20 protein-coding genes are annotated in these 20,054 nt (G+C 66.2%); 4 read left to right on the top strand and 16 right to left on the bottom strand.

Annotated features, from left to right (window positions below):
- Together AC1DKD_RS27095 and AC1DKD_RS27090 are read left to right on the top strand one after the other, a co-directional pair.
- The coding region (locus AC1DKD_RS27095) for a thioesterase family protein (RefSeq protein WP_477143917.1) at positions 1–238 on the top strand (238 nt) is incomplete at its 5' end.
- Between the two features lie 75 nt (positions 239–313).
- Positions 314–1,603 (top strand): DUF1444 domain-containing protein, encoded by a 1,290-nt coding sequence (locus AC1DKD_RS27090; RefSeq protein WP_441636214.1) that lies wholly within the window; start codon positions 314–316, stop codon positions 1,601–1,603.
- 24 nt (positions 1,604–1,627) lie between these two features.
- Here the strand turns inward: AC1DKD_RS27090 and alkB are convergent, their stop codons facing one another.
- From alkB to fliF, 8 genes are all read right to left on the bottom strand, one after another.
- Positions 1,628–2,281: a DNA oxidative demethylase AlkB gene (gene alkB, locus AC1DKD_RS27085; protein WP_441636212.1), complete on the bottom strand. Its 654-nt coding sequence runs from the start codon at positions 2,279–2,281 to the stop codon at positions 1,628–1,630.
- A 118-nt stretch (positions 2,282–2,399) separates the two neighbouring features.
- A complete protein-coding gene (locus AC1DKD_RS27080; protein WP_477143916.1) occupies positions 2,400–3,149 on the bottom strand; it encodes a flagellar hook-length control protein FliK in 750 nt (249 codons plus the stop codon).
- Positions 3,058–3,762: a hypothetical protein gene (locus AC1DKD_RS27075; protein ID WP_477143915.1), complete on the bottom strand. Its 705-nt coding sequence runs from the start codon at positions 3,760–3,762 to the stop codon at positions 3,058–3,060. Before AC1DKD_RS27075 ends, AC1DKD_RS27080 begins: the two co-directional genes overlap by 92 nt.
- 26 nt (positions 3,763–3,788) lie before the next feature.
- Complete coding sequence (gene fliJ / locus AC1DKD_RS27070; protein WP_441637677.1) at positions 3,789–4,244, bottom strand: flagellar export protein FliJ; 456 nt, start codon at positions 4,242–4,244, stop codon at positions 3,789–3,791.
- Positions 4,237–5,736 carry a flagellar protein export ATPase FliI gene (gene fliI / locus AC1DKD_RS27065; RefSeq protein WP_477111311.1) on the bottom strand — a complete coding sequence of 500 codons (1,500 nt, stop codon included), beginning with the start codon at positions 5,734–5,736 and terminating at the stop codon, positions 4,237–4,239. The genes fliJ and fliI overlap by 8 nt, the downstream gene beginning before the upstream one ends.
- On the bottom strand, positions 5,729–6,574 hold the full coding sequence (fliH, locus tag AC1DKD_RS27060) for a flagellar assembly protein FliH (RefSeq protein WP_477111312.1): 846 nt from the start codon (positions 6,572–6,574) through the stop codon (positions 5,729–5,731). Before fliH ends, fliI begins: the two co-directional genes overlap by 8 nt.
- Positions 6,561–7,553 (bottom strand): flagellar motor switch protein FliG, encoded by a 993-nt coding sequence (gene fliG, locus AC1DKD_RS27055; RefSeq protein ID WP_477143914.1) that lies wholly within the window; start codon positions 7,551–7,553, stop codon positions 6,561–6,563. The genes fliH and fliG overlap by 14 nt, the downstream gene beginning before the upstream one ends.
- Positions 7,543–9,258: a flagellar basal-body MS-ring/collar protein FliF gene (gene fliF / locus AC1DKD_RS27050; RefSeq protein WP_477143913.1), complete on the bottom strand. Its 1,716-nt coding sequence runs from the start codon at positions 9,256–9,258 to the stop codon at positions 7,543–7,545. Before fliF ends, fliG begins: the two co-directional genes overlap by 11 nt.
- A gap of 510 nt (positions 9,259–9,768) precedes the next feature.
- Here fliF and fliE point away from each other — a divergent pair.
- Positions 9,769–10,092, top strand: a complete 324-nt coding sequence (gene fliE / locus AC1DKD_RS27045) for a flagellar hook-basal body complex protein FliE (protein WP_441636484.1) — start codon at positions 9,769–9,771, stop codon at positions 10,090–10,092.
- Between the two features lie 187 nt (positions 10,093–10,279).
- On the opposite strand, the gene AC1DKD_RS27040 is transcribed toward fliE, so the two are convergent.
- The 8 genes from AC1DKD_RS27040 to AC1DKD_RS27005 form a co-directional block, all read right to left on the bottom strand.
- The gene (locus tag AC1DKD_RS27040; protein WP_441636491.1) at positions 10,280–10,594 is read right to left on the bottom strand and encodes an EscU/YscU/HrcU family type III secretion system export apparatus switch protein; all 315 of its coding nucleotides are present in this window, start codon (positions 10,592–10,594) and stop codon (positions 10,280–10,282) included.
- A gap of 8 nt (positions 10,595–10,602) precedes the next feature.
- Positions 10,603–11,937 carry a flagellar hook-length control protein FliK gene (fliK, locus tag AC1DKD_RS27035; RefSeq protein WP_441636482.1) on the bottom strand — a complete coding sequence of 445 codons (1,335 nt, stop codon included), beginning with the start codon at positions 11,935–11,937 and terminating at the stop codon, positions 10,603–10,605.
- A 57-nt stretch (positions 11,938–11,994) separates the two neighbouring features.
- Positions 11,995–12,330 (bottom strand): flagellar protein FliT, encoded by a 336-nt coding sequence (locus AC1DKD_RS27030; protein WP_441636480.1) that lies wholly within the window; start codon positions 12,328–12,330, stop codon positions 11,995–11,997.
- 1 nt (position 12,331) lies between these two features.
- Positions 12,332–12,760: a flagellar export chaperone FliS gene (gene fliS, locus AC1DKD_RS27025; protein WP_441636478.1), complete on the bottom strand. Its 429-nt coding sequence runs from the start codon at positions 12,758–12,760 to the stop codon at positions 12,332–12,334.
- A 33-nt stretch (positions 12,761–12,793) separates the two neighbouring features.
- Positions 12,794–14,290 carry a flagellar filament capping protein FliD gene (fliD, locus tag AC1DKD_RS27020; protein ID WP_441636476.1) on the bottom strand — a complete coding sequence of 499 codons (1,497 nt, stop codon included), beginning with the start codon at positions 14,288–14,290 and terminating at the stop codon, positions 12,794–12,796.
- Positions 14,291–14,341: 51 nt separating this feature from the next.
- Complete coding sequence (locus AC1DKD_RS27015) at positions 14,342–14,707, bottom strand: flagellar protein FlaG (RefSeq protein ID WP_441636474.1); 366 nt, start codon at positions 14,705–14,707, stop codon at positions 14,342–14,344.
- 116 nt (positions 14,708–14,823) lie between these two features.
- Positions 14,824–16,521, bottom strand: a complete 1,698-nt coding sequence (locus tag AC1DKD_RS27010) for a flagellin N-terminal helical domain-containing protein (protein ID WP_441636472.1) — start codon at positions 16,519–16,521, stop codon at positions 14,824–14,826.
- A gap of 261 nt (positions 16,522–16,782) precedes the next feature.
- On the bottom strand, positions 16,783–17,106 hold the full coding sequence (locus AC1DKD_RS27005) for an RNA chaperone Hfq (RefSeq protein ID WP_441636470.1): 324 nt from the start codon (positions 17,104–17,106) through the stop codon (positions 16,783–16,785).
- A gap of 952 nt (positions 17,107–18,058) precedes the next feature.
- Between AC1DKD_RS27005 and AC1DKD_RS27000 the strand changes: the two genes are divergently transcribed.
- On the top strand, positions 18,059–20,054 hold a 1,996-nt coding region (locus tag AC1DKD_RS27000), incomplete at its 3' end, for a methyl-accepting chemotaxis protein (protein WP_477143912.1).

Here is a 20,054-nt window from a genome sequence, read left to right as displayed (position 1 = left end):
CGCCACTACCTACCGCAACGAGGCGCACGCCCGCGACCAGTTGCTGTTCGAAGTCGGGGTGATGGATTTCAATCGATACGGTGGCGACATCGCTTTCCGCATCACGCGCCCGCATGACCAGGCGCTGGTGGCGATGGCCAAGTCCGGTTTTGTCTTTTTCAACTACCAGATCAAGAAGGTGGTGCCGATGCCGGAAGCGTTCTCGCGGAAATTTGCCAAGGTCAACTGGGTCGACTGAGGCCGGGTTAGCGCGGCAGGCCGCATAGCCGGGCGTGCCGGCCGCGCGGCACACGCGCGACATGGGGTAAGGTGTGTGCAATGCTATCCGCGCCACGCCATCGTCATGGGTTTCTTCGATTCGCTCTTCCTGCGCAAGCCGCCGCCGGACCGTTTCGCGGCGTATTTCATTGCCGCGGCCAGGCGCCAGGGTTTCGAGGGCCGCCTGGAATTCAACGCGGACGAGTTCCGGCTGGAGCACGGGCGCAATGCCTTTTTCAACCTCCACAATGCCTACCGGGCGTATTGCGAGACGCGCGGCGCACAGCGCGACAAGGCGCTGCACAGCTTCGTGGCGACCTTGTGCTCCAGCGGCCAGGCTACGCCAGCCTTGCTGTCGGAGGCCGGCCCCATGCTCCGCCCGCTGATCCGCAGCCGCTCGCTGATCGATGAAATCCGGCTGCATCACATGCGCACCGAGGGCGATGCCTCGAGCTTCCAGTCCGCCTGCCTGCCCTTCGGCGACGATTGCGTGATCCTCTTGGCGGTGGACTACCCGGAAACCACCTCGACCCTGTTGAACGGCCCCTCCGCCTCCTGGCAACTGAGCCTGGACCAGGCGCTGCGGATCGCGGCCGACAACCTGCGCGACCACACCGCCGAGGCCTTCGTGCAGGTGGCCCAGGGCGTGTACCAGGGCGCCTGGAGCGATGGCTACGAGGCCAGCCGCGCGCTGCTGCCGGATGTGCTGCAGCGGGTGCCGGTGCGCGGCCGCCCGGTGTTCATGTTGCCCACCCGCGAGGTACTGCTGGTGACCGGCGACCAGGACGAAGCGGGGCAGTTGCACATGGTGGAGCTGAGCCTGCAGGCTTCGCGGCAGGGCCGCACGATCTCGCCTGCCATGTTCCGCTACGGGCCCGGAGACGCCTGGCACGCGGCGCACGCCGTGCCGTCTGGCCCGGACGTGTCGCATTTCGTGCCGGCCGGCGCGCAGGCGGCACGGCATCTTGCCCACCTCAAGCGGCTGTACCAAAAGGAAGAATACGACACGCAGAAGGCTGCCATCGATCGCCTGAACGAGCACGCCGGCGCCGGTGTGTTCCTGGCGAGTTACCTGCTCTACGGCCAGCAGGACGATCCCGTGGCCTCGTTTTCGGTCGCCACCTGGACCTGCGGCGTGGACACCTCGCTGCCGCGCACGGACCGCATCGCCCTGGTGTGGCCCGATGCCGACGATGCCCCGGGGAAGACGCGGGTGGTGGCATGGCAGCAGGCGCTGGCGCTGCTTGGCGATCTGGTCGAGGAAGAAGCGCTTTATCCCGTCAGGTACCGCGTACGGGCCTTCCCCGACGAAAGCCGCCTGGCGCTGCTCGATGAAGTGGGCTGACGGGGACTGGCGCCGCGTCGCCCGCTAGCGTGTCTTGCGGAAGGTCAGGTTGATCCGCTCGCGCCCCAGCAGCGCGTGGTCGCCGTCCGCCAGCGGCGCGATGCCATGGAACGCCAGGCGCGCTGGGCCGCCCCAAACCACCACGTCGCCATGCGCCAGCCGCACGCGTAGCGGGCGCTCGGCGCGCCGCAGGCCGCCGAACAGGAATATGGCGGGCAGGCCGAGCGAAACCGAGACGATCGGCGCGCGCAGGTCGAGCTCGTCGCGGTCCTGGTGCAGGGAGAGGCGGGTGCCGGGCGCGTAACGGTTGAGCAGGCAGGCGTCCGGCACGAAATCCGCAAAGCCGGCAGTGGCGGCGGCTTCGCGCGCCAGGGACAGGAACGCCGCCGGCATGGCCGGCCATGGCTGGCCGCTAAGTGGATCGGCCGCTTCGTAGCGGTAGCCTGTGAGRTCCGAGACCCAGCCAAACGGGCCGCAGTTGGTCATGGCCACCGACATGCGCAGGCCGCCCGGCGTGATGAGGTGGCGCCATGGCGCTTGCGCGGCAATGCCGCGCACGGCGTCCAGCAGGTTCTGGTCATGCTCGCGCGCGAAGCCGCGCAATACCACCGCGCCGGGCACGATCGGCTCGGCATGGGGTGCGTCTTGCGGCAGGGAATCGAACAGGTCAAAGGTCATGGCGTTCTGGCGGGCGGGCGCTGCAGCCCTGCGCTAAAACGACATGGTAAGCGCGAACGCGCGTGGCTGCTGCGGGGGTTGCGGCATAGGCGCCGCAGCCCCCGTCGCTCGCGTCCGGTCAGGCGAAGGTGTCGACCTCGCCGCGCGCGAGGGTGCGTGCCACCGGCGCGGCGGGGCCGGCATTGACAGGCGCCGTGGTGGCGCCTGCCAGCGTGCCGAAGCCGCTTTGCGGGCTGCCGGGCTGGCGTTGCTGTTGCTGCTGACCGTTGCCGGCCTGGCCGGCAAAGCTGTCGGCGCCGACCGAGGTCTGGCCAAGCTGGATGCCGTTGTCCGCCAGCGCGGTGCGCAACTGCGGCAGCGCTGCTTCGACGGCGGCACGCACGGCCGCGTGGGGCGAGACGAACTGGGCCTGGGCCTGGTCGTTGACGACGTTGAGCACGACCTTGAGCGGGCCGAGATCGGGCGGGTTGAGCTGCAACTCGGCGGTGTGGTTGCCCTGGGTCGACAGGCGCACCATCTGCTGGCCGAGCGCTTGCGGCCACTGGCCGTCGCCTACCGGCGGGGCGATCGGCAGCGAGGTGGCTGGCGGCAGGCCGCCGGTGGTGGGCGCCTGGCTCGCGGCCATGGTGCTGGCGGCCATCATCGGCGTGGCGGTCACGCCGGCGGGCGCGGCTTCCGTGCTGGCCGGCTCGGCGGCGCGCGTGGCTGCGGCCAGTTGCATCGGGTTGGCTGGCGCGGCGGTGGCGGCAACCTGAGGCTTGCTGTCCTTGCTGGCTTCACCAAGCTGGAGCTGGGCCTTGTACGGCTGGCCGGCGGTGTCCTGCTGCCCGGCGCCGGACTGTCCCTTGCCGGCTTGCTGGCCCGCCATTGCAGCCGCGAGGCTGGCGGCCAGGTCCGGGCTGGCCTTGGCAGCGTCGCCGGCCGGCGTGGCAGCCGGCTTGTCCGTGGCCGCGGCCTGGGTGCTGGCCGGGGTTTGCGGCGCGGGCTGCAGCGCGGCGCGCTGGGAGGCGATGGTGGCCAGCGTATCGGCTGCCGCCGAGCTTGCCGGTGGTTGGCGCGCGGTGGGCTGCGGGGGTGGCTGGGGGGGCGGGTTGGGGCGCCTGCCGGGGGGCAGGCGCGGGGGGGGCGGCGGGGGCGGCGGGGTCCGCCGCCACTTCCTGGCCCTGCTCGTCTTCCTTGTCCTGGCGGCGCGGCGGCTTGGCAGCTACCGCATTGCCTTGCGTGGCTTGCGTGGCTTGGGCAGGACCGTTGTCGGCGGCGGCGCCATCCTTGCCGTTTGCGTCGGCGCGGGCAGGGGCACTGTCGGCGCATTGATTGCTGCCGGCGCTCTGGTTGCTGCTGGTGCGGTCCTCGCTGCGGGCGCGCGCCAGCGCATCGCCGAACCCCTGCGGCTTCGCATCGGCGCCGCCGGCGTTGTTGGCGTTGCGCGAGGAGGCCGCCGTGCTGGCGGCATTGCTGACAATCTGGCTGATATCGATCATGTTGGGATTCGGTCTTGCTGGGCGGCTTAGCGGTGGCGGCCCGCGACTTGCAGGCGGGCCGCGCGGGCGGCGTATTCGTCGGTGTCGCGTTGTTCGCGACGCGTGCCGGCTAGGTGTTCGCGCGTCTCCGCGCGGGTAATCAGGGTGTCGAATGAGTTCTGGCGGCGTTTGTGCTGCTGCCAGTTGGCGCGCCCGGCGAGCAACTGCGCCTCGGCCCTGGCCAGCGATTCCGTCTGCTGGCGAATGGCGGTATCGAGCGAGGCCAGGAACTGCGCAAAGTCCTGCCAGCGCGTGGAGGTCATGCCGTCTTGCGCGATGGCCTGCATGCGCTCGCGGTATTCCTGCCGGTACTGGGTGAGCGCGGCCAGTTGCTGCTCCGCCTGGTTGCGCAGGCCTTGCAGCCGGCCCAGCTCGCGCGCGGCGGCATCCGTATCGTTCTGGGCCAGGTCGGCCAAGGTATTCAATGCAGATGGCTTAGCCATGTTCACTCCGTTGGAAGAGACTATGCAACTGGCCGATCGAGTCGCCGTAGCCGGCGCGCTCGTGGATGTCCTGCTGAAGGAATGCTTCCATCTGCGGATGCAGGTGGATGGCGAGATCCAGTTCCGGATCGTTGCCCGGCACATAGGCGCCCACGCTGATCAGGTCGCGGTTGCGCTGGTAGCGCGACATCAGTTGCTTGAAGCGCCGCACCGAGGCAAACTGCGGCGGCTCGATCAGCGCCGTCATGGCACGGCTGATCGAGGCCTCCACGTCGATGGCAGGGTAGTGGCCGGATTCCGCCAGGCTGCGCGACAGCACGATATGGCCGTCGAGAATGGCGCGCGCGGAATCCGCGATCGGGTCCTGCTGGTCATCGCCCTCGGTCAGCACCGTGTAGAAGGCGGTGATCGAGCCGCCGCCTTCGGGGCCGTTGCCGGTGCGCTCCACCAGGGTGGGCAGCTTGGCGAACACCGAGGGCGGATAGCCCTTGGTGGCGGGCGGCTCTCCGATGGCCAGCGCGATCTCGCGCTGGGCCATGGCATAGCGCGTGAGCGAGTCCATGATCAGCAGCACATGGCGGCCCTGGTCGCGGAAATACTCGGCCAGGCGCGTGGCATAGGAGGCGCCCTGCATGCGCAGCAGCGGCGAGGTGTCGGCCGGCGCGGCCACCACCACGGAGCGCGCGCGCCCCTCCGGTCCCAGGATGTTCTCGATGAAGTCTTTCACTTCGCGGCCGCGCTCGCCGATCAGGCCGACCACGATCACTTCGGCGCTGGTGTAGCGCGCCATCATGCCCAGCAACACGCTCTTGCCCACACCGGAGCCGGCGAACAAGCCCATGCGCTGCCCGCGGCCCACGGTAAGCATGCCGTTGATGGCGCGTACGCCCACGTCCAGCACGGTTTCGATGGGCGCGCGCGACAGCGGGTTGATCTGCGTGCCGCCAAGCGTGACCTCGGTGGCCGCGGTGATGGGGCCTAGCCCGTCCAGCGGACGCCCGGCCGCATCGAGCACGCGCCCGAGCAGGCCTTCACCCACGGGCAGGCGTTTCGAGCCCGGTTCGCGCGGGGTGGTGTCGCCGCTGGGCAATGGCGTGGGTTCGAGCGGATAGACGCGCGCGCCGGGCACCAGGCCCACCACGTCGGACTGCGGCATCAGGTAAAGCCGGTCGGCGCCGAAGCCGACCACTTCCGCCTCGGCCAGGCGCGGGCCGGAGGGCTTGCCGGACATCTGGCCGCCGGGCAGTTCGATCAGGCAGTCGCTGCCCACCGGCAGGCGCAGGCCCACGGCTTCCAGCACCAGGCCGGCGGCGCGGGTGAGGCGGCCGCAACTGCGCTTGCTGTCGATCTCGGCAATGCCGGCCGAGGCCGCGGTGAGCGCGTCGCGCCAGCGCTGGCCATGCAGGCCCGGCACGCCGGCAGCGGTGAAGTCCGCGGTGAAGTCCGCAGTGAAGTCCGTAGTGAAGTCCTTACGGGCCGCGCTATCAGGCATGGGGCGGCTCCCACGGGTCGTCGCGCCCAAGCGCCTTGACCACGCGGCTCCAGCGCGTGGACAGCGTGGCATCGAGCTCGCCGCTGGCGGCGCTCGCCACGCAGCCGCCGCGCGCCACCGCCGGGTCGGCGCGCACGCTCCAGCCGGCGGCTTGCAGCTCGCCGGCCAGGTGGGTTTCCACCAGCGCGACGTCGTCCGGATTGAGCAGCAGGCAGGGCGAGCCCGACAGCGCCGGCTCGGCCGCCAGCAGTTCGCGCACCGCGGGCAACAAGATGGCGGGATCCGCCAGCACGGCCTGCTGCACGAGATGGCGCGCCACATCCAGCGCCAGGGCGATCAGGGTCTGGGCCACTTCTTCGTCCACGCGTCCAAGCGCGTGGCTGAAGGTCGCGGCGAGTTGTTGCAGGTGGGAGGCTTCGCTGCGGGCGCCTTCGAGGCCGCGCGCATAACCTTCGCGGTGGCCGTCGCCGTAGCCCTGGGTCTGGCCCTGGGTATAGCCCTGGGCGTAGCCTTCCTTGCGCGCGCCTTCGCGCATGGCGTCGAGCGCGGCAAAGTCGATCGGCGGCGGCGCCGGCTCGAAGGGCAGGAACTCGGTCGGCTCCGGCTCGGCCTTGCGTGGATCCAGCGACACCATCTGCCAGCGCTGCCAGCCGTTCTTTTGCTCGCTGCGGTCCGCCGGCGCGGCAAAGCACTCGAAGCCGGTCTCCCGTGGCGTGGCGCGGTTGCCCGCGCCGCGGCGCCCGCCGGCGTTGCCGCGCTGGTCGCCGCGTGTTTCGACGTAGTCGCTGTCCGCGGCAAGGTCGCGGAACTGGCGCAGGGCACGTTCAGACGTAGGCATCGTCGCCACCACCGATTACAACTTCGCCGGCTTCGGCCAGGCGTCTTACCACCTGGAGGATGTTCTTCTGTTCGGCCTCGACCTGCGAGACCCGTACCGGGCCCAGCGCTTCGAGGTCTTCGCGCAGCATTTCGCCGGCGCGGGTCGACATATTGCGGATGAACTTGTCGCGCAGTTCCACCGGCGCGCCCTTGAGCGCGACGATGAGCGATTCCGTGGCCACTTCCTTGAGCACCCGCTGGATGCCGCGGTCGTCCACTTCGAGCAGGTTCTCGAACAGGAACATTTCGTCGATGATCTTCTGCGCGAGGTCGGCGTCGTGCAGGCGCACGCCTTCCATCACCGCTTCTTCGTGGGCCGTGCTCATCAGGTTGATGATCTCGGCTGCCGTGCGTACGCCGCCCATGCGGCTGCGCTTGAGGCTCTGGCCCGCCAGCAGCTTGGTCAGCACGTCGGTCAGCTCCTGCAGCGCCCCCGGCTGCACACCGCCGAAGGTGGCGATCCGCAGGATCACGTCCTGGCGCAGGYGCTCGGTGAACATGCCGACGATCTCGGACGACTTCTGCCGGTCCAGGTGGATCAGGATGGTGGCGATGATCTGCGGGTGTTCGTCGCGGATCAGTTCGGCCACCGAGGTGGAATCCATCCAGTTCAGCGAATCGATGCCGGCGCCCGGGTCGCGCGATTCGAGGATGTCCTCGATCACCGACAGCGCGCGTTCCTCGCCCAGCGCCTTGTTCAGCACGCTGCGGATAAAGGCGCTCGAATCGACGTTGAGCGCGAGGTACTGTTCGGTTTCCGCGCGGAACTCGGCCAGCACCGAGGACATCTGCTCGCGCGTCACCGAGTTGAGCGTGGCCATCGCCGCGCCCAGGCTCTGCACCTCGCGCGGGCCGAGGTGCTTGAATACTTCCGCTGCGGCATCTTCACCGAGCGACATCATCAGGATGGCGCTCTTCTGCAATCCTTCATCGGTCATCGCTTGACATCCAGTTCTTGATCACACTGGCAACCAGGCGCGGGTCGCGTTGCGCGGCGTCACGCACCAGGGCGAGATCGCTTTCATATTTAGCGGCGAGCCGCAGGACTTCCGGATTGGCCGGCTCTTCAGGCGGCAGCAAGATGGCTTCGTTGCTGTCGGTTTTTTCCTGTGGCGGCGGCAGCGGCGGCGCGGTGTACTTGCGCAGCACCGGGCGTGCCACCTTGAACCACACGAACAGCGCCAGCAGGGCCAGCAGCAGGTAACCCGCACCGGTCTTGGCCAGCGCGATCATCTCGGGCTGCTTCCACAGCGGCAGTTCCGGCTTGATGTCGGTATCCGCGGTGAACGGGCTGTTGACCACGTTGAGCGAGTCGCCCCGGTCGGCCGAGAAGCCCATCGCTTCCTTGGTCAGGTTCTCGATCTGGGCAAGCTGCGCGGCGGGCAGGGCTTCGGACACGATCTTGCCGTTGGCGCCGGCCTTCTGGCGGTAGTTCACCACCACCGCCACCGACAGGCGCTTCACGCCGCCCGGTGCTTGCTGCACATGGCGCACGGTGCGGTCGAGTTCGTAGTTGGTGGTGGCGTCGTGGCGGCTGCTGCTTGGGCCGGTCTGGGCCGTGGCGGTGGCGCCGGCCTGGGCCTGGCCGGGCTGAGCCTGCTGGCCTTGCTGTCCCGGCTGCTGTCCTGGCTGGTTCGGCTGCCCCGGCCGCGGCGGCTGGGCCGTGGCGATCGGTGCCGTGGCCGGCGCGGGCGGCTGGTTGGACAGCGCGCCCGGCACGCCGCCGACCGGCGCCGCGCCTTGCTGGCTCGATTCGCTGGACTGCTGGCTGCGGATGGCGGCGCGGGTGGGGTCCTGGTTAGGCTTGAAGGACTCGTCGGTGTGCTCGACGATGGAGAAATCCACGTCGGCGGTGACTTGCGCCTTCACATTGTCCTGGCCGAGGATCGGCGCCAGGATGGCTTCCACACGCTGCGCGTAGTTGCGCTCCAGCGCCTGCACGTACTTGATCTGGCCGGCATCGAGCATGCGCTCGTTGGTGCCGCTGCCCGACAGCAGGTTGCCGTGCTGGTCGACGATGGAGATCGACTTCGGCGTGAGTTCCGGCACGCTGGACGAGACCAGGTGGCCGATCGCGGCCACCTGGCCGTCGTCGATGGCACGGCCCGGATAGAGCTGCAGCACCACCGAAGCGGTCGGCTTCTGGCGATCGCGCACGAACAGCGTGGGCTTGGGAATGGYCAGGTGCACGCGCGCCGACTGCACCGCGGCGATCGACTCGATCGAGCGGGCCAGCTCGCCCTCCAGGCCGCGCTGATAGTTGACTTGCTCGGCAAACTGGCTGATGCCGAACTTCTGCGTATCCATCAGCTCCATGCCGGTGGTGCCGCTCTTGGGCAGGCCTTGCGAAGCCAGGCGCAGCCGGGTCTCGTGGACTTTCTCGGAGGGCACCATCACCGCACCGCCGCCTTCGGCGAACTTGTACGGCACGTTCATYTGCTGSAGGGAGGCSAYSACGGCRCCGCCGTCSCGCTCGGACAGGTTGCTGTASAGCACCTTGTAGTCCGGCGYRCGCGACCACAGCACCCCGACCGCGATGGCCGCGGCAAGAGCCGCGCCACCCAGCATCAGGGGCAGGCGCGGATTGGTCTTTAGACGCGCGAACAGCTCGGATTTGTTCGACAGGGCTGTCACGGCGTTCATGCGCGCGTCCCCGTCATGGCCGGGCCGGCATGGGCCAGGACCGGCTGGGCCGGATGGCGGGCGCCGCTCTGGCTGCCCTGTCCACCCCGGCATGCCTGGCTAACCCTGGCTTCGGCATGGCTAAGATCACGCTGCTGACAAAACACGCGTACTCCCCGCGATAGTTGATGAGATTCGGGTCCGGACAGGGCGCGTAAAGACAGCGGCATCCCAGATTCGGCACGGTATCGATCATCATCCAAGGCGGCTGCCGACAATCCGGCGAATAGGCCTCGTTTTCCACCCGAATTCCCGCAATGGCCCAGACGGCGCCGCGAGTACGCTTCGGGGGCTGGCACAGGCGGCGCGTGCGGATGCGGTATTTGTGGCATAGGCGGCGCATGGCGCCAGGTTTGCCGGCAGCGGCCCGGGCGGGTGCCCGGCGCAACCCTTAATGACTCATTTTCGAACCGGTTTCCCCCGGGGCGGGCTTCGGCTGGCCAGGGCGGGGCGGGTTCCAAGCGGATCGCCATGACTACCATCTCTTCTATCGACGGCATGTTGCAGCAATTGCGCGGGCTGGCCCAGAGCGCCACCGGGCAGGAAAGCCACGCTGCGTTCGCCGCCTCGCCGGGCAGCTTCGCCGGTGAACTGCAGCGCTCGCTGGCACGCATCAGCAGCGTGCAGGAGCATGCCTACGGCCAGGCCGAGGCGTTTGAACTGGGCAAGCCCGGCGTTTCGCTCAACGACGTGATGATCGATATGCAGAAGGCCAATGTGTCGTTCCAGACTGGGGTGCAGGTAAGGAACCGGTTGACGGCGGCTTATCAGGAAATGATGAATATGACTGTCTGAGCAAGCGTCGGGCGCGCGCTATTGCGCGCCTGTTGCCATGCTGCCCACGGGCGGCGTGGCGGCGCCAGGCAAATTGAAAGGCGGACCAGCCGGATACAGATCCGGCGCGGTCCGCCTTTTTGCTTTGGTGATGAGAAGCAAATGGCGATGCTAAGGAGGAGCACCAGAGCTTGCCAACGGCCACCGCTCAGGCGGCCTCTCCTCGTTCCAGCCTGTACAGCCAGGCCAGCAGTTCCGCTACGGCGACATAAAGCTGTGGCGGAATATGGGAATCGAGATCGACTTGCATCAGCAAGCTGACGAGTGCCGGCGAGTCGTGCACGTAGACGCCAGATTCGCGTGCGCGCGCAATGATGGACTCCGCCACCACGCCGTAGCCCTTGGCCACCACGCGCGGCGCCGAATCGTCGGCCGCGTAGGATAGGGCAATCGCGGCGCCGCGTTGCGGGTTGCCATCGCTATTGCTGCTGTAGGTGTTGGTGCTTCCCGGTTCGGCCGGCATATCGTTGCTCATGCTCCGCTTCCCGGCTTCGCCGGCACGCCGGTCTCCACGTTCAGCCGCATCAATACGAGTCCATTGGCCGACATATTGCTGGATAGTTCGCTGCGCGCGTCGTTAAGGCGGCTGGCGACGCCGGAGTCCGGTGTGACCACGCGCGCTTCCAGGCCGGTGCCGTTTAGCCACAGGCGCGCTTCCACCGTGCCCAGGGATGGCAGGGTGAGCAGCAGGCATGTCGACCAGGCGGCCTGGCCAGCCTGCGCGCCACTGCTTTCGTCTTTATCGCCACGGCGGATTTCCCAGTCCATGGGCGTGCCCGGCCAGGCTTCGCCAACCCAGCGGAACTGCTGGCTGGCCAGCAGCTCCAGCTGCTGGCGTACGGTGCCCTCGGTGCCGGGGTGCACCACGGGACTGGACTGCGGGTTGTTGCTCGCGTGGTTGGCGGCCTCGCTGCTATCGAAGGCGCGCATAACACTATGCGTCTCGGCACGATGGCTGCGGCCGCTGTCACTCGCATCCTGGGCCGCCGCCTGGTAGGCCTGGGCGGCGTGGTTTGCCAGCGTGGCAATCCGGGCAGCTTCGCGCGCGTGCGGCGGAATGGCAAGGCTGGCTGGCGGCGAGTTGTCCGGTGTGCCGTTGCTGTGCGCCGCGCCATGCCTGACTGGAACCGGGTTGCCCCCGGTGTCTTCCGTAACCGCGGCCTCTGCTGGAACTGCTCCCGCAGGGTTGGGCAACGTGGCCCCGGCCAGTTGCGCCGTGCTCGCGGTGTAAGCCGCCGGCGCCGGCAGCAGCAACACCGGCTGTGCCTGGACGGGCTGCTGCGGGGCGGGATTGCCGGCCAGGGGCGGCTCGCCCGGCCTCGGTTGATTGAAAGCAGCCTGGGGTGCCTTCAGCACGTCGGCCAGAGGACGGTTTCCGCTGACCCACTCGGCCAGGTGGCTTTCGTAGAAGAGGCCGCTGTGCTGGACCAGTCCGGCCAGGGCGGCGCGCACTGTGGCCGGATTCGGTGCGCCGGCGGGCGACGGCAGCATTGGGGCCGCGGCCCGTGCGGGCTGCGCGTCGGTACGGTCAAGCAGGTCGAGAATGGTGCGTGCGGCAAAACTGAGCGTTTCGCGCGTCGAGCCGGTCTGAGCGCTTCGCCCGGCTGCGGCCGTATCCGACTGCAGCGCATCGACGCCGCGGCCTTGAATCGTGCCGCCGCCGGCGGTCTGGCTTTCGCCAGGGGCAATCTTGCCGGTGGGCAGCAGGGCCTCCAGCTTGGAGACCGAGAGCGCATTGCGCAGCCCTTGCGGGTCTGCGCCGCGCAGGAGGGCTGCCGGGTCCGGCGAGATGGGGATGCCGGTCATGGCAATCAGCCTTTAGCGTTCTGAGCGTTTCTGGCGTGCGGGTCGCGCAGCGTTGCCTCAGGCGGCAACGCTGCCGTAGGCGTGATGCAGATCCTGCTGGCGGCGCGCATTGCCCAGCAGCGCGCCCAGCCTGTTCATCTCCGGCGTCAACAGGTTGCGGATGGCAGCGTCGTAGCCAAGGATGCGCTCCAGCCGCTGATACCGGTCCATCCGTTCGCGATCCGAAATGGGCACGCTGTGGTCCATGCGGCGGAGTTGATCCACCTGGACGGTGTAGACCTGCTGCAGTTCGGCCATTGCAGTCCAGTTCCCGGCACGTGCCAGCTCAAGCATCTGCTCGGCAAGCAATTCCAGTTCCCGGTAGCAATGCAGGATCGGGCTCAATGCGGTCATCTCAGCGCTCCGTAACAAGCGACAGGTGTGGGGTAGCGCCATCGGGGGCGTTGCTCATCTCGGACCAGGCGGAAGCCAGGTTCCCGAGCAAGCCGTCCACTTCAGTCAGCAGGGCGGGATCGTTGCGCAGGTTGGCCAGCAACAGGCGCCGCGTCATGTAGTCATAGAGCTGTTCAAGGCCTGCCGAAATCTCACCGCCTTGCTCGTGATCGAGCGCGGCGTTCAGGCCGTTGTCAATGATGTTGATGGCCCTGGTGATGGCGTTGCCCTTGGCCGACACATCGCTGGCAGCCATATGGAACTTCGCCTGGGCAATGGCGGTGCGGGCGCCATCGTAGAGCATCGCGATCAGCTTCTGGGGGCTGGCGTCCATGACGCCAGTCTGGACACCGACTTGGGCATAGGCATTAATGGCGTGACGAGCATACATGGCGATCGATTCCCACGTTCGGTAAGGGTTGTATTACTTGCTGCTGTTGGAGTTGTTCAGCGCATTGAACTGTTGGGTCAGGTATTTGCTGGTGTTGTTCATCTGGGACATGATCAAGTCCAGATTCGTGAACTGCGCCTTGTATTGCGCGACGGTGGCGTTGATGCGGGTCTGCGTTTCGCTGTATTGATCGCTAAGCGACTTCAACGTTTGCGTGATCCCATCCGTCGCGTTCGTCAGGGTGCCCTTGGTGCCGGTCAGCGAGGTCACCAGGCTATTGATCTGGTTGCCATAGCCGTCCTTGCCGTTAGCGTTGGAGAAAAGGCCGGCTACACCATTCGGATCCGTGGTCAATGCGCTGGTCAGCTTGGTGGCATCGAAGGCCATCGTGCCATCGACCTGAAACGTCACGCCGATGTTTGCCAGTCCTGTGACCGCGCCGGAGCCACCCATCTGTGGCGTGTTCAGGATGCCGCGCATCTGGCCCTGAATCAGCCGCAGCGTCGCATCGCCGGTCAACGGGGAAGCGCTTTGGCTGGTGGGATCGTAATTCGACAGACTCGCGGCGGTCTTTTGCAGATTGTTGTAGGCGGTGACGAAGCTCTGCACAGCCGTCTGGATAGTCTTGACGTCGCGTTGCACCGTGACCGTGGTGGTTCCCCCTTGCGTTAGCGACAGCGTGACACCCTGGATGGCGTCGGTCACGGTGTTGCTGGTGCTCTGGACTGCAATATTGTTGACGGTCAACTGTGCATTCTGGGCAACGATCGTTTGCTGCATGCTCTGCACTTCATTGCCGGTCAGATCCTGGTTTTTGCCGGGACTATAGCTCACCAGGTCAGACAGTTTTGTGCCGCCGTCAGTCTCCGCTACGGAGATCCGCATGCTGCTATTGGCGCCGGTGGCGTTGGACGTCAGCACCAGACGGTATGGCGTGCCGCTGCCGTCGTTGACGATGCTGGCGGTGACCCCCCCATTGGCCTTGTTGATGGCGTCGCGGATGCCCTGCAGCGAGTTGTTGGTGCTATCGATCTTGATGTCGAAGCCGCTGGTGCCGGATGCCGGCGGCGGATTCGCCGCGAACGTTGCACCGGTGTACTTGCCGGTCACCGGGTCCAGCGTACCGCCGGTGATCGTCCCGAAGTCGATATGAATGGTACCGGTGCCGATCGCATCGGTCAGCTTGGCCTGCCCGGCGGACACCAGTGATTGTGACTGTGCCAGGGACGACACGTTGACAGCATAGGTGCCCGATACCGCGGAGGTGCTTCCGACCGCGCCAAGCACATTGGCGGCGGACGATGTAGCGGTCGTCGAGTTGAAGAAGTTCGGATCGGATAGTTGCTTAGCCGCCCCCTGGAATGCCGACAGCATGCTCTGCACCTGACCGTAGGCCGACAGCTTCGCCTGATAGCTGGTGGCCCGGTTCTGGATGGCCGTGAGCGGTGCCTGTTCCGCCGTGGTGAGCTGGTCCAGCAGGGTGTTCAGGTCCAGGCCGGAGCCCACGCCAAGGTTCGAGATGGTTGCCATATCGTTCTTATCCGGGAAATTGCTTAAACGGGGCTGAGCCGGCTACCGGTCTCAGGCTTCTTGATGTACGAACAAGCCTTGCGCCTTTTGCAGGGCGTGGGCGATGCGCATGACCTCTTCAGAGGGCAGTTGCCTGATGACGTCGCCGGTGTCCTTGTCCACTACCTTGGTGATCACGCGGTGGGTATCCTGGTCAATTTCGAACTCCACATTGAATGCGGTGGTGCGCAACAAATCCTTCAGGTGCTGGATGGCAGTGTCTTCGGTCATGACAGGAGCTGCTTGTTTGTTTGCGCCAGCCTGCGTGCCAGCGCTGTTGTCGCTCGCGGGTAAGGCAGAGGGCGTGCCCTCGCGGCCTGCGGGAGGCAGGGACGGAGAGAGCGGCAGCGGCGGGATCAAGCTTGTCGGATTTGCCATGACCGTTGTCGGGGGTGGGTTCGAAACGCTTTCGCAGGGCAAAGGGGCCCTGCGAAAACCCTCCGGCACAAGGCCGGGCTTGTGGTGGCCCGGCCCTGGTGCTTCGTATTACTGCATTAACGCAGCAGCGACAGCACGCCTTGCGTGGTCTGGTTCGCTTGAGCCAGCACCGAAGTGCCGGCTTGCTGCAGGATGTTGCCGCGGGTCATGTTCGACACTTCCGTGGCGTAGTCAGCGTCTTGAATACGCGAACGCGACGACGACAGGTTGGTGATGGTCGTGCCAAGGTTGGCGATGGTGGAATCCAGACGGTTCTGGATCGCACCCAGCGAGCTGCGCAGCTTGTCAACCATCGACAGGGCCTTGTCGAGGACGTCCAGCGGATTGGCGGTGGAGGTCTTACCGCTCGTAGCGTTGAGGGTGAACTTCCCAGCGTTCGCCGAGTCTTCATATACCGCGTTCGCCGAGCCATCGGTCACCTGGCCGTTGCTGTGAACGAACAGCTTCTCGGCCGTGTTGGTGGTAAGCGCGCCGTTCATATCAACATTGACCGGGTTACCACCCGTCGTAACCGCACCGCCAGCTGCGGTGATGTAGGTAGCCCCACCGAGCACCGTAGTGATTGCATTGGCGCCGTTGCTTGCTTGAACCTGAGTTGTCAGGGCTGCGGCCGAGATATGCAGATTAGTCGCATTTGCCGTCGCAACGCCGCCAGTGAACGCGTAGCTGGGAGCGTTGGCCGCGTTGCCCACGGTGATTGAGCTCAACTTACCGGCTGCACCCGATGTGCCGATTGCCTTGATCAGGTCGCCAGCGCCGCCGCCGTTGTTGATATCCGCCTGCGTGAGGGTGCCGGCCAGATCGTTCTCGGTCAGGTTGCCTGCAGCGTCCACAAACAGCTTGTTACCGCTGGTGGCCGAGGTCAGCATGCCATTGCTGTCAATGTTGGCGGAAACCGCTTGATTGTTGCCGATTTTGATCGACACATTGGTAACGTTCCCAGCAGCCGGCTTCAGGTCGCTCGAGATGCGCGCGGCAGTACGTGCCGTGTCGGCAAAGGAGAAGTCCGTGCCGTTATAGGTGTAGTTTGCGATGGTGGCAATGCCGGCGTCGTTGACCGTATCACCAGTAGCAACCTTGCCGAGCACATTGGCCAGCGTGGCGCTGTCAGCGCCAGTGTAATTCTTGGAGTAGGCGGTGGTGCCGTTGGTCGTTGCGCCTGCGGTAAAGCCGGCTGCCAGCAGGTCCTGGCTGGTAGCGGCCGTATTCGGCGTGCCGGTGCCAGACACGTTGAAGCCGGTCATGTTCAGCGTCTTCGTGCTGATTTCCTGCAGATTCACCGAGATGGTCTGGCCGTCGCTGGCGCCAACTTGAATGTTCAGGGGCTTTGCCGAGCCAGACAGTACCTTGACGCCGTTGAAGTCGGTCTGCGTGGAGATGCGGTTGATTTCGTCCATGCGCTGGCCGATTTCATCCTGGATCGACTTCAGGTCGTCTGCCGAATTCGAACCAGTCGCTGCTTGCACCGACAGGGTACGGATACGTTGCAGGTTGTTCGTGACTTCGGTCAGCGCGCCTTCAGTCGTTTGCGCCAGCGAGATGCCGTCGTTAGCATTTTGCTTGGCTTGGGTCAGGCCGTTGATGTTGGCGGTGAAGCGGTTGGCAATGGCCAGGCCGGCTGCGTCGTCCTTGGCGCTGTTGATGCGCAGGCCCGACGACAGGCGTTGAATCGCCGTGTTCAGCTGCGATTGCGATGCATTCAGGTTGTTCTGAGTCATCAGAGACAACGAATTGGTATTAATGACTGACGCCATGGTACGACTCCTATATGCAGTGATTTATGCAGTCCGGCGGGTGCCGTAACGTTGGCTGACTGCGTTGCAGTGCGTGTAGTGCCTCCGTTGTTAGGGTTATCGACCGGGGCGGGAAAAGATTTAGTGTGATCTTTGGGGCAATGTGCAGAAGTTTTTTCGCGGATAGCTTCCGAGCGGCTCTGGGGGTGGCTGATGCGGGCGGGGCCATCGCACGAAAGCTGCGCCGCTTGTGCGCACAACCGGCTGGCGCGCCCTCCCTGGTTATCTCCGCTTGCGGGTCCGTGGCGTATACAAACTCACAAACTCCGGCGAAGTCTCCGCCCCGGGCACCGCCGCCATGGCCTCCGGCGCATGGGCGGGCGTGATCACGGCAATGGCGTGCTTGTAGACGACTTGCGGCTGCGGGTCTCGCGGCGATTCCGCCAGCAGCACCATATAGTTGTCCGAGGCCACGATCACGCCGTGCAGGCGAATGCCGCTCGACAGGTGTACGACGACAGGGCTGTGGCTGGCGCTGAGCGTGGAGAACTGCAGCTGCTGCAGTTGCCTGCTCGGACGGGTGATCCTGGTTTCCTTCTTGTTCACAACGTCTCCGGAAGAGCCCGCACGGGTTCTGGCGGCTGGCAAGGGTCCAATATATGGGCCCGGGCAATAGGGGGGTTACAGCACGGCCTGGGGTGGGCTGCGGCGTGGCCTGGGTGCGGCGGGGGATGAAATATCCGCTCTCTGTGCTGGCGCTGGATCTGGCTGCATGGATCACGTCCGGCCCCGACGTGTGTCCGGGCGGCGGCTCCGATGCTGCCCCGCAAACGCTGGCGGCAGGGGCAGCCGGAAAAGACGGGGGGTACTTCAGGCGCGAGGGTAACAAAATTTTACAAATCGGAACGGTTGGGGGGGGGCGCACCTGAGATCGAGAGTTTCCTCTAATAATACTCTTGCGTCACAATGCTGCGGTTTGCCTTGTTTGCACATGTGCGGCAAGTCCCAACGTCACCAGCGCCCGCAACCCCCGTTCAGCATAGGTTTGCGGGCGGCAAGGTGACCCTGGCCTGCAGTTGCGATGTTTTCCATGCCGCCCATTCGTCACTTGAATGGCGTCGCCAGCACTTTTTCTATCAGAGTTATCCCTGATAGAAATTGGATTTACACCTCATGTAAGCAGGTTTATATTCGCTAACGAGCCTTTCGGCTCATAGCAGTCCTGGAAAGCCTACGAGCACCCCGCGCGTGGGCTTCTTTTTTTGCGTGCCCACTTGTTTTGTTGCGCGCCTTTGGCTGCATGCGCCGCTGGCAGCACTTCGGAGCGCCTGGTTAACATTAGACGACAGGTCGCATCCCGCCAATCGTTCGAATTGCCGGGCTTTTCCCCCTCATATTTGCTTTTGTTCCCGTATTTTCCGTTTTCTTCGGAAATGTCTTGATGTTGCCCTCAAGCTTGGCCCGCTCTCTGCCGTTAAGTCCGCGGTGCGGTGTCGTCCCGGAAATCTGTCCGGGGCGCGGAAAAGCGCGCGCGATGAGAGTAAAAGGAGCCGGGAAGATGCGTTGGTTGCGAAACTTTGGCATTGGGGCGCGCCTGACGGTGGCGTTTTCGCTGGTGGCGTTGCTGCTGGTTGCCGTGGCGGTGCTGGGCATGACGTCTCTGCGCACCATGAACGAATCGATGCGCATCACCGTGGAGGGACGCTTGTTCAAGGTGCTGGATATCGAGCGCGTCAAGCAGGATGCGTTGCGGATCGGGATTCTGGTGCGCGATGCCACCATGAACGAGGACCCGGTTGCGGTAAAGCGCAATGCCGGGGAGATCGCGGGGCTGCGCGAGAAAATGGGCGTCACGCTGGATGAACTTGGGAAGTGGCTGTCCACGTCCGGCAGACCGGAGACCCGGGAGTTGTATCGGGGGCTGACCGAGGCACGCACTGCCTATAACGGCCAGCTCGACATGGTGCTGCGCCAGTTGCAGGGCGGCGAGTTCGATGGTGCCCGCAGCGCGCTGGTGGCGACGCTGCCGGCGGCGCAGGCGCCTTATTTCGACAAGTTGAGCGAACTGACCGAGACCGGCCGCAAGGTTGCGCTGGCTGCCGTGCAGGAGGCGAACGCCAGTTATGAGACGGCCCGCAACCTGCTGCTGGGCCTGGCCGCCGTCGCGGTGGCCCTGGCGGCGGCCCTGGGCATCGGCATCACGCGCTCGATCACGCGACCGGCTCGCCATGCGCTGGAAGCGGCACAGGCGCTGGCGCACGGCAACCTGACGTACGCGATCCAGGTGCAGAACGATGACGAAATGGGCCGCATGCTGGGCGCGCTGGAGCGCGCTTTTGGCCAGTTGGCGGCACTGGTGCACGGCATCCAGGGCGCGACCCGCTCCATCGGTGGCGCTACCCGGGAAATCGCCAGCGGCAATACCGATCTTTCCCAGCGCACCGAAGAACAGGCTGCCTCGCTTGAGCAGACTGCGGCCTCGATGGAGCAGCTGACCTCCACGGTCAAGCAGAATGCCGCGAACGCGCGCCATGCCAACGAACTGGCGGTGAGTGCCTCGGGCGTGGCGATCGAGGGCGGGCGCGCCGTGCGTGGCGTGGTCGAGACCATGCAGCATATTTCGCAATCGTCGGCCAAGGTGGCCGAGATCGTGGGCGTGATCGAGGGGATTGCCTTCCAGACCAATATCCTGGCACTGAACGCAGCGGTGGAAGCTGCCCGTGCCGGCGAGCAGGGACGAGGCTTCAGCGTGGTGGCGGCCGAGGTGCGCAGCCTGGCCCAGCGCTCTTCGTCGGCAGCCAAGGAAATCGGGCAACTGATCAGTGGCTCGGTGGGTCAGGTGGCCCATGGCGCCAAGCAGGTAGAGGACGCGGGCCGCACCATGGACGATATCGTCGGGGCGGTGAAGCGCGTGACCGACATCATGGGCGAGATCGCCGCCGCAAGCGAAGAGCAGTCGTCCGGCATCGAGCAGGTCAACCTCGCCATCAGCCAGATGGAAAGCGTGACGCAGCAGAATGCCGCGCTGGTGGAGCAGGCCGCCGCCGCCGCCGAGAGCCTGCAGCAGCAGGCCGCCGGGCTGGTGGATGAAGTGTCCCGCTTCCAGGTGGCTCCGGAAGAAGCGCATGCGCAGCCGCGCCAGGCGGTACGGGAACTGGCGCGCATGCCGGTGCCGCAAGCGGTACCGGTAGCACGCGTGGCGCCGGCCGCCCCGCGTCCGGCGCCCCATCCTTCCGCTGGCGCCAGGAGCCATCCGGCGGCACGCCAGGGCACGGCGCGCCCGGTCCGGACCGGCAGCGCCGCACCGGTGAAGCCAGCCGTGCAGGCAGCACCTTCAGCACCCGCGGCCCCGGCCGCTGGCGCCAAGGCAGCCACCCGGCCCGCGGTGGCGGCACCGCGCACCGGCGCGGCCGGCACTACCCGCGCCCCTGCGCTGCCCAGCAAGGCCCGTGCTCCGGTGGTGCACCAGAAGCGCGAACCCGTRCTGGTGTCCAAGCCGCTGCCGGCCGCGCGCGCGGCCCGGCCCGCCGTAGCAGCCCGGCCCGCCGTAGCAG

Source organism: Cupriavidus sp. 05T313, from assembly GCF_056396665.1.
Note: the sequence above shows the minus strand (reverse complement) of the source record. Positions and strands in the feature narration are given on the sequence as shown.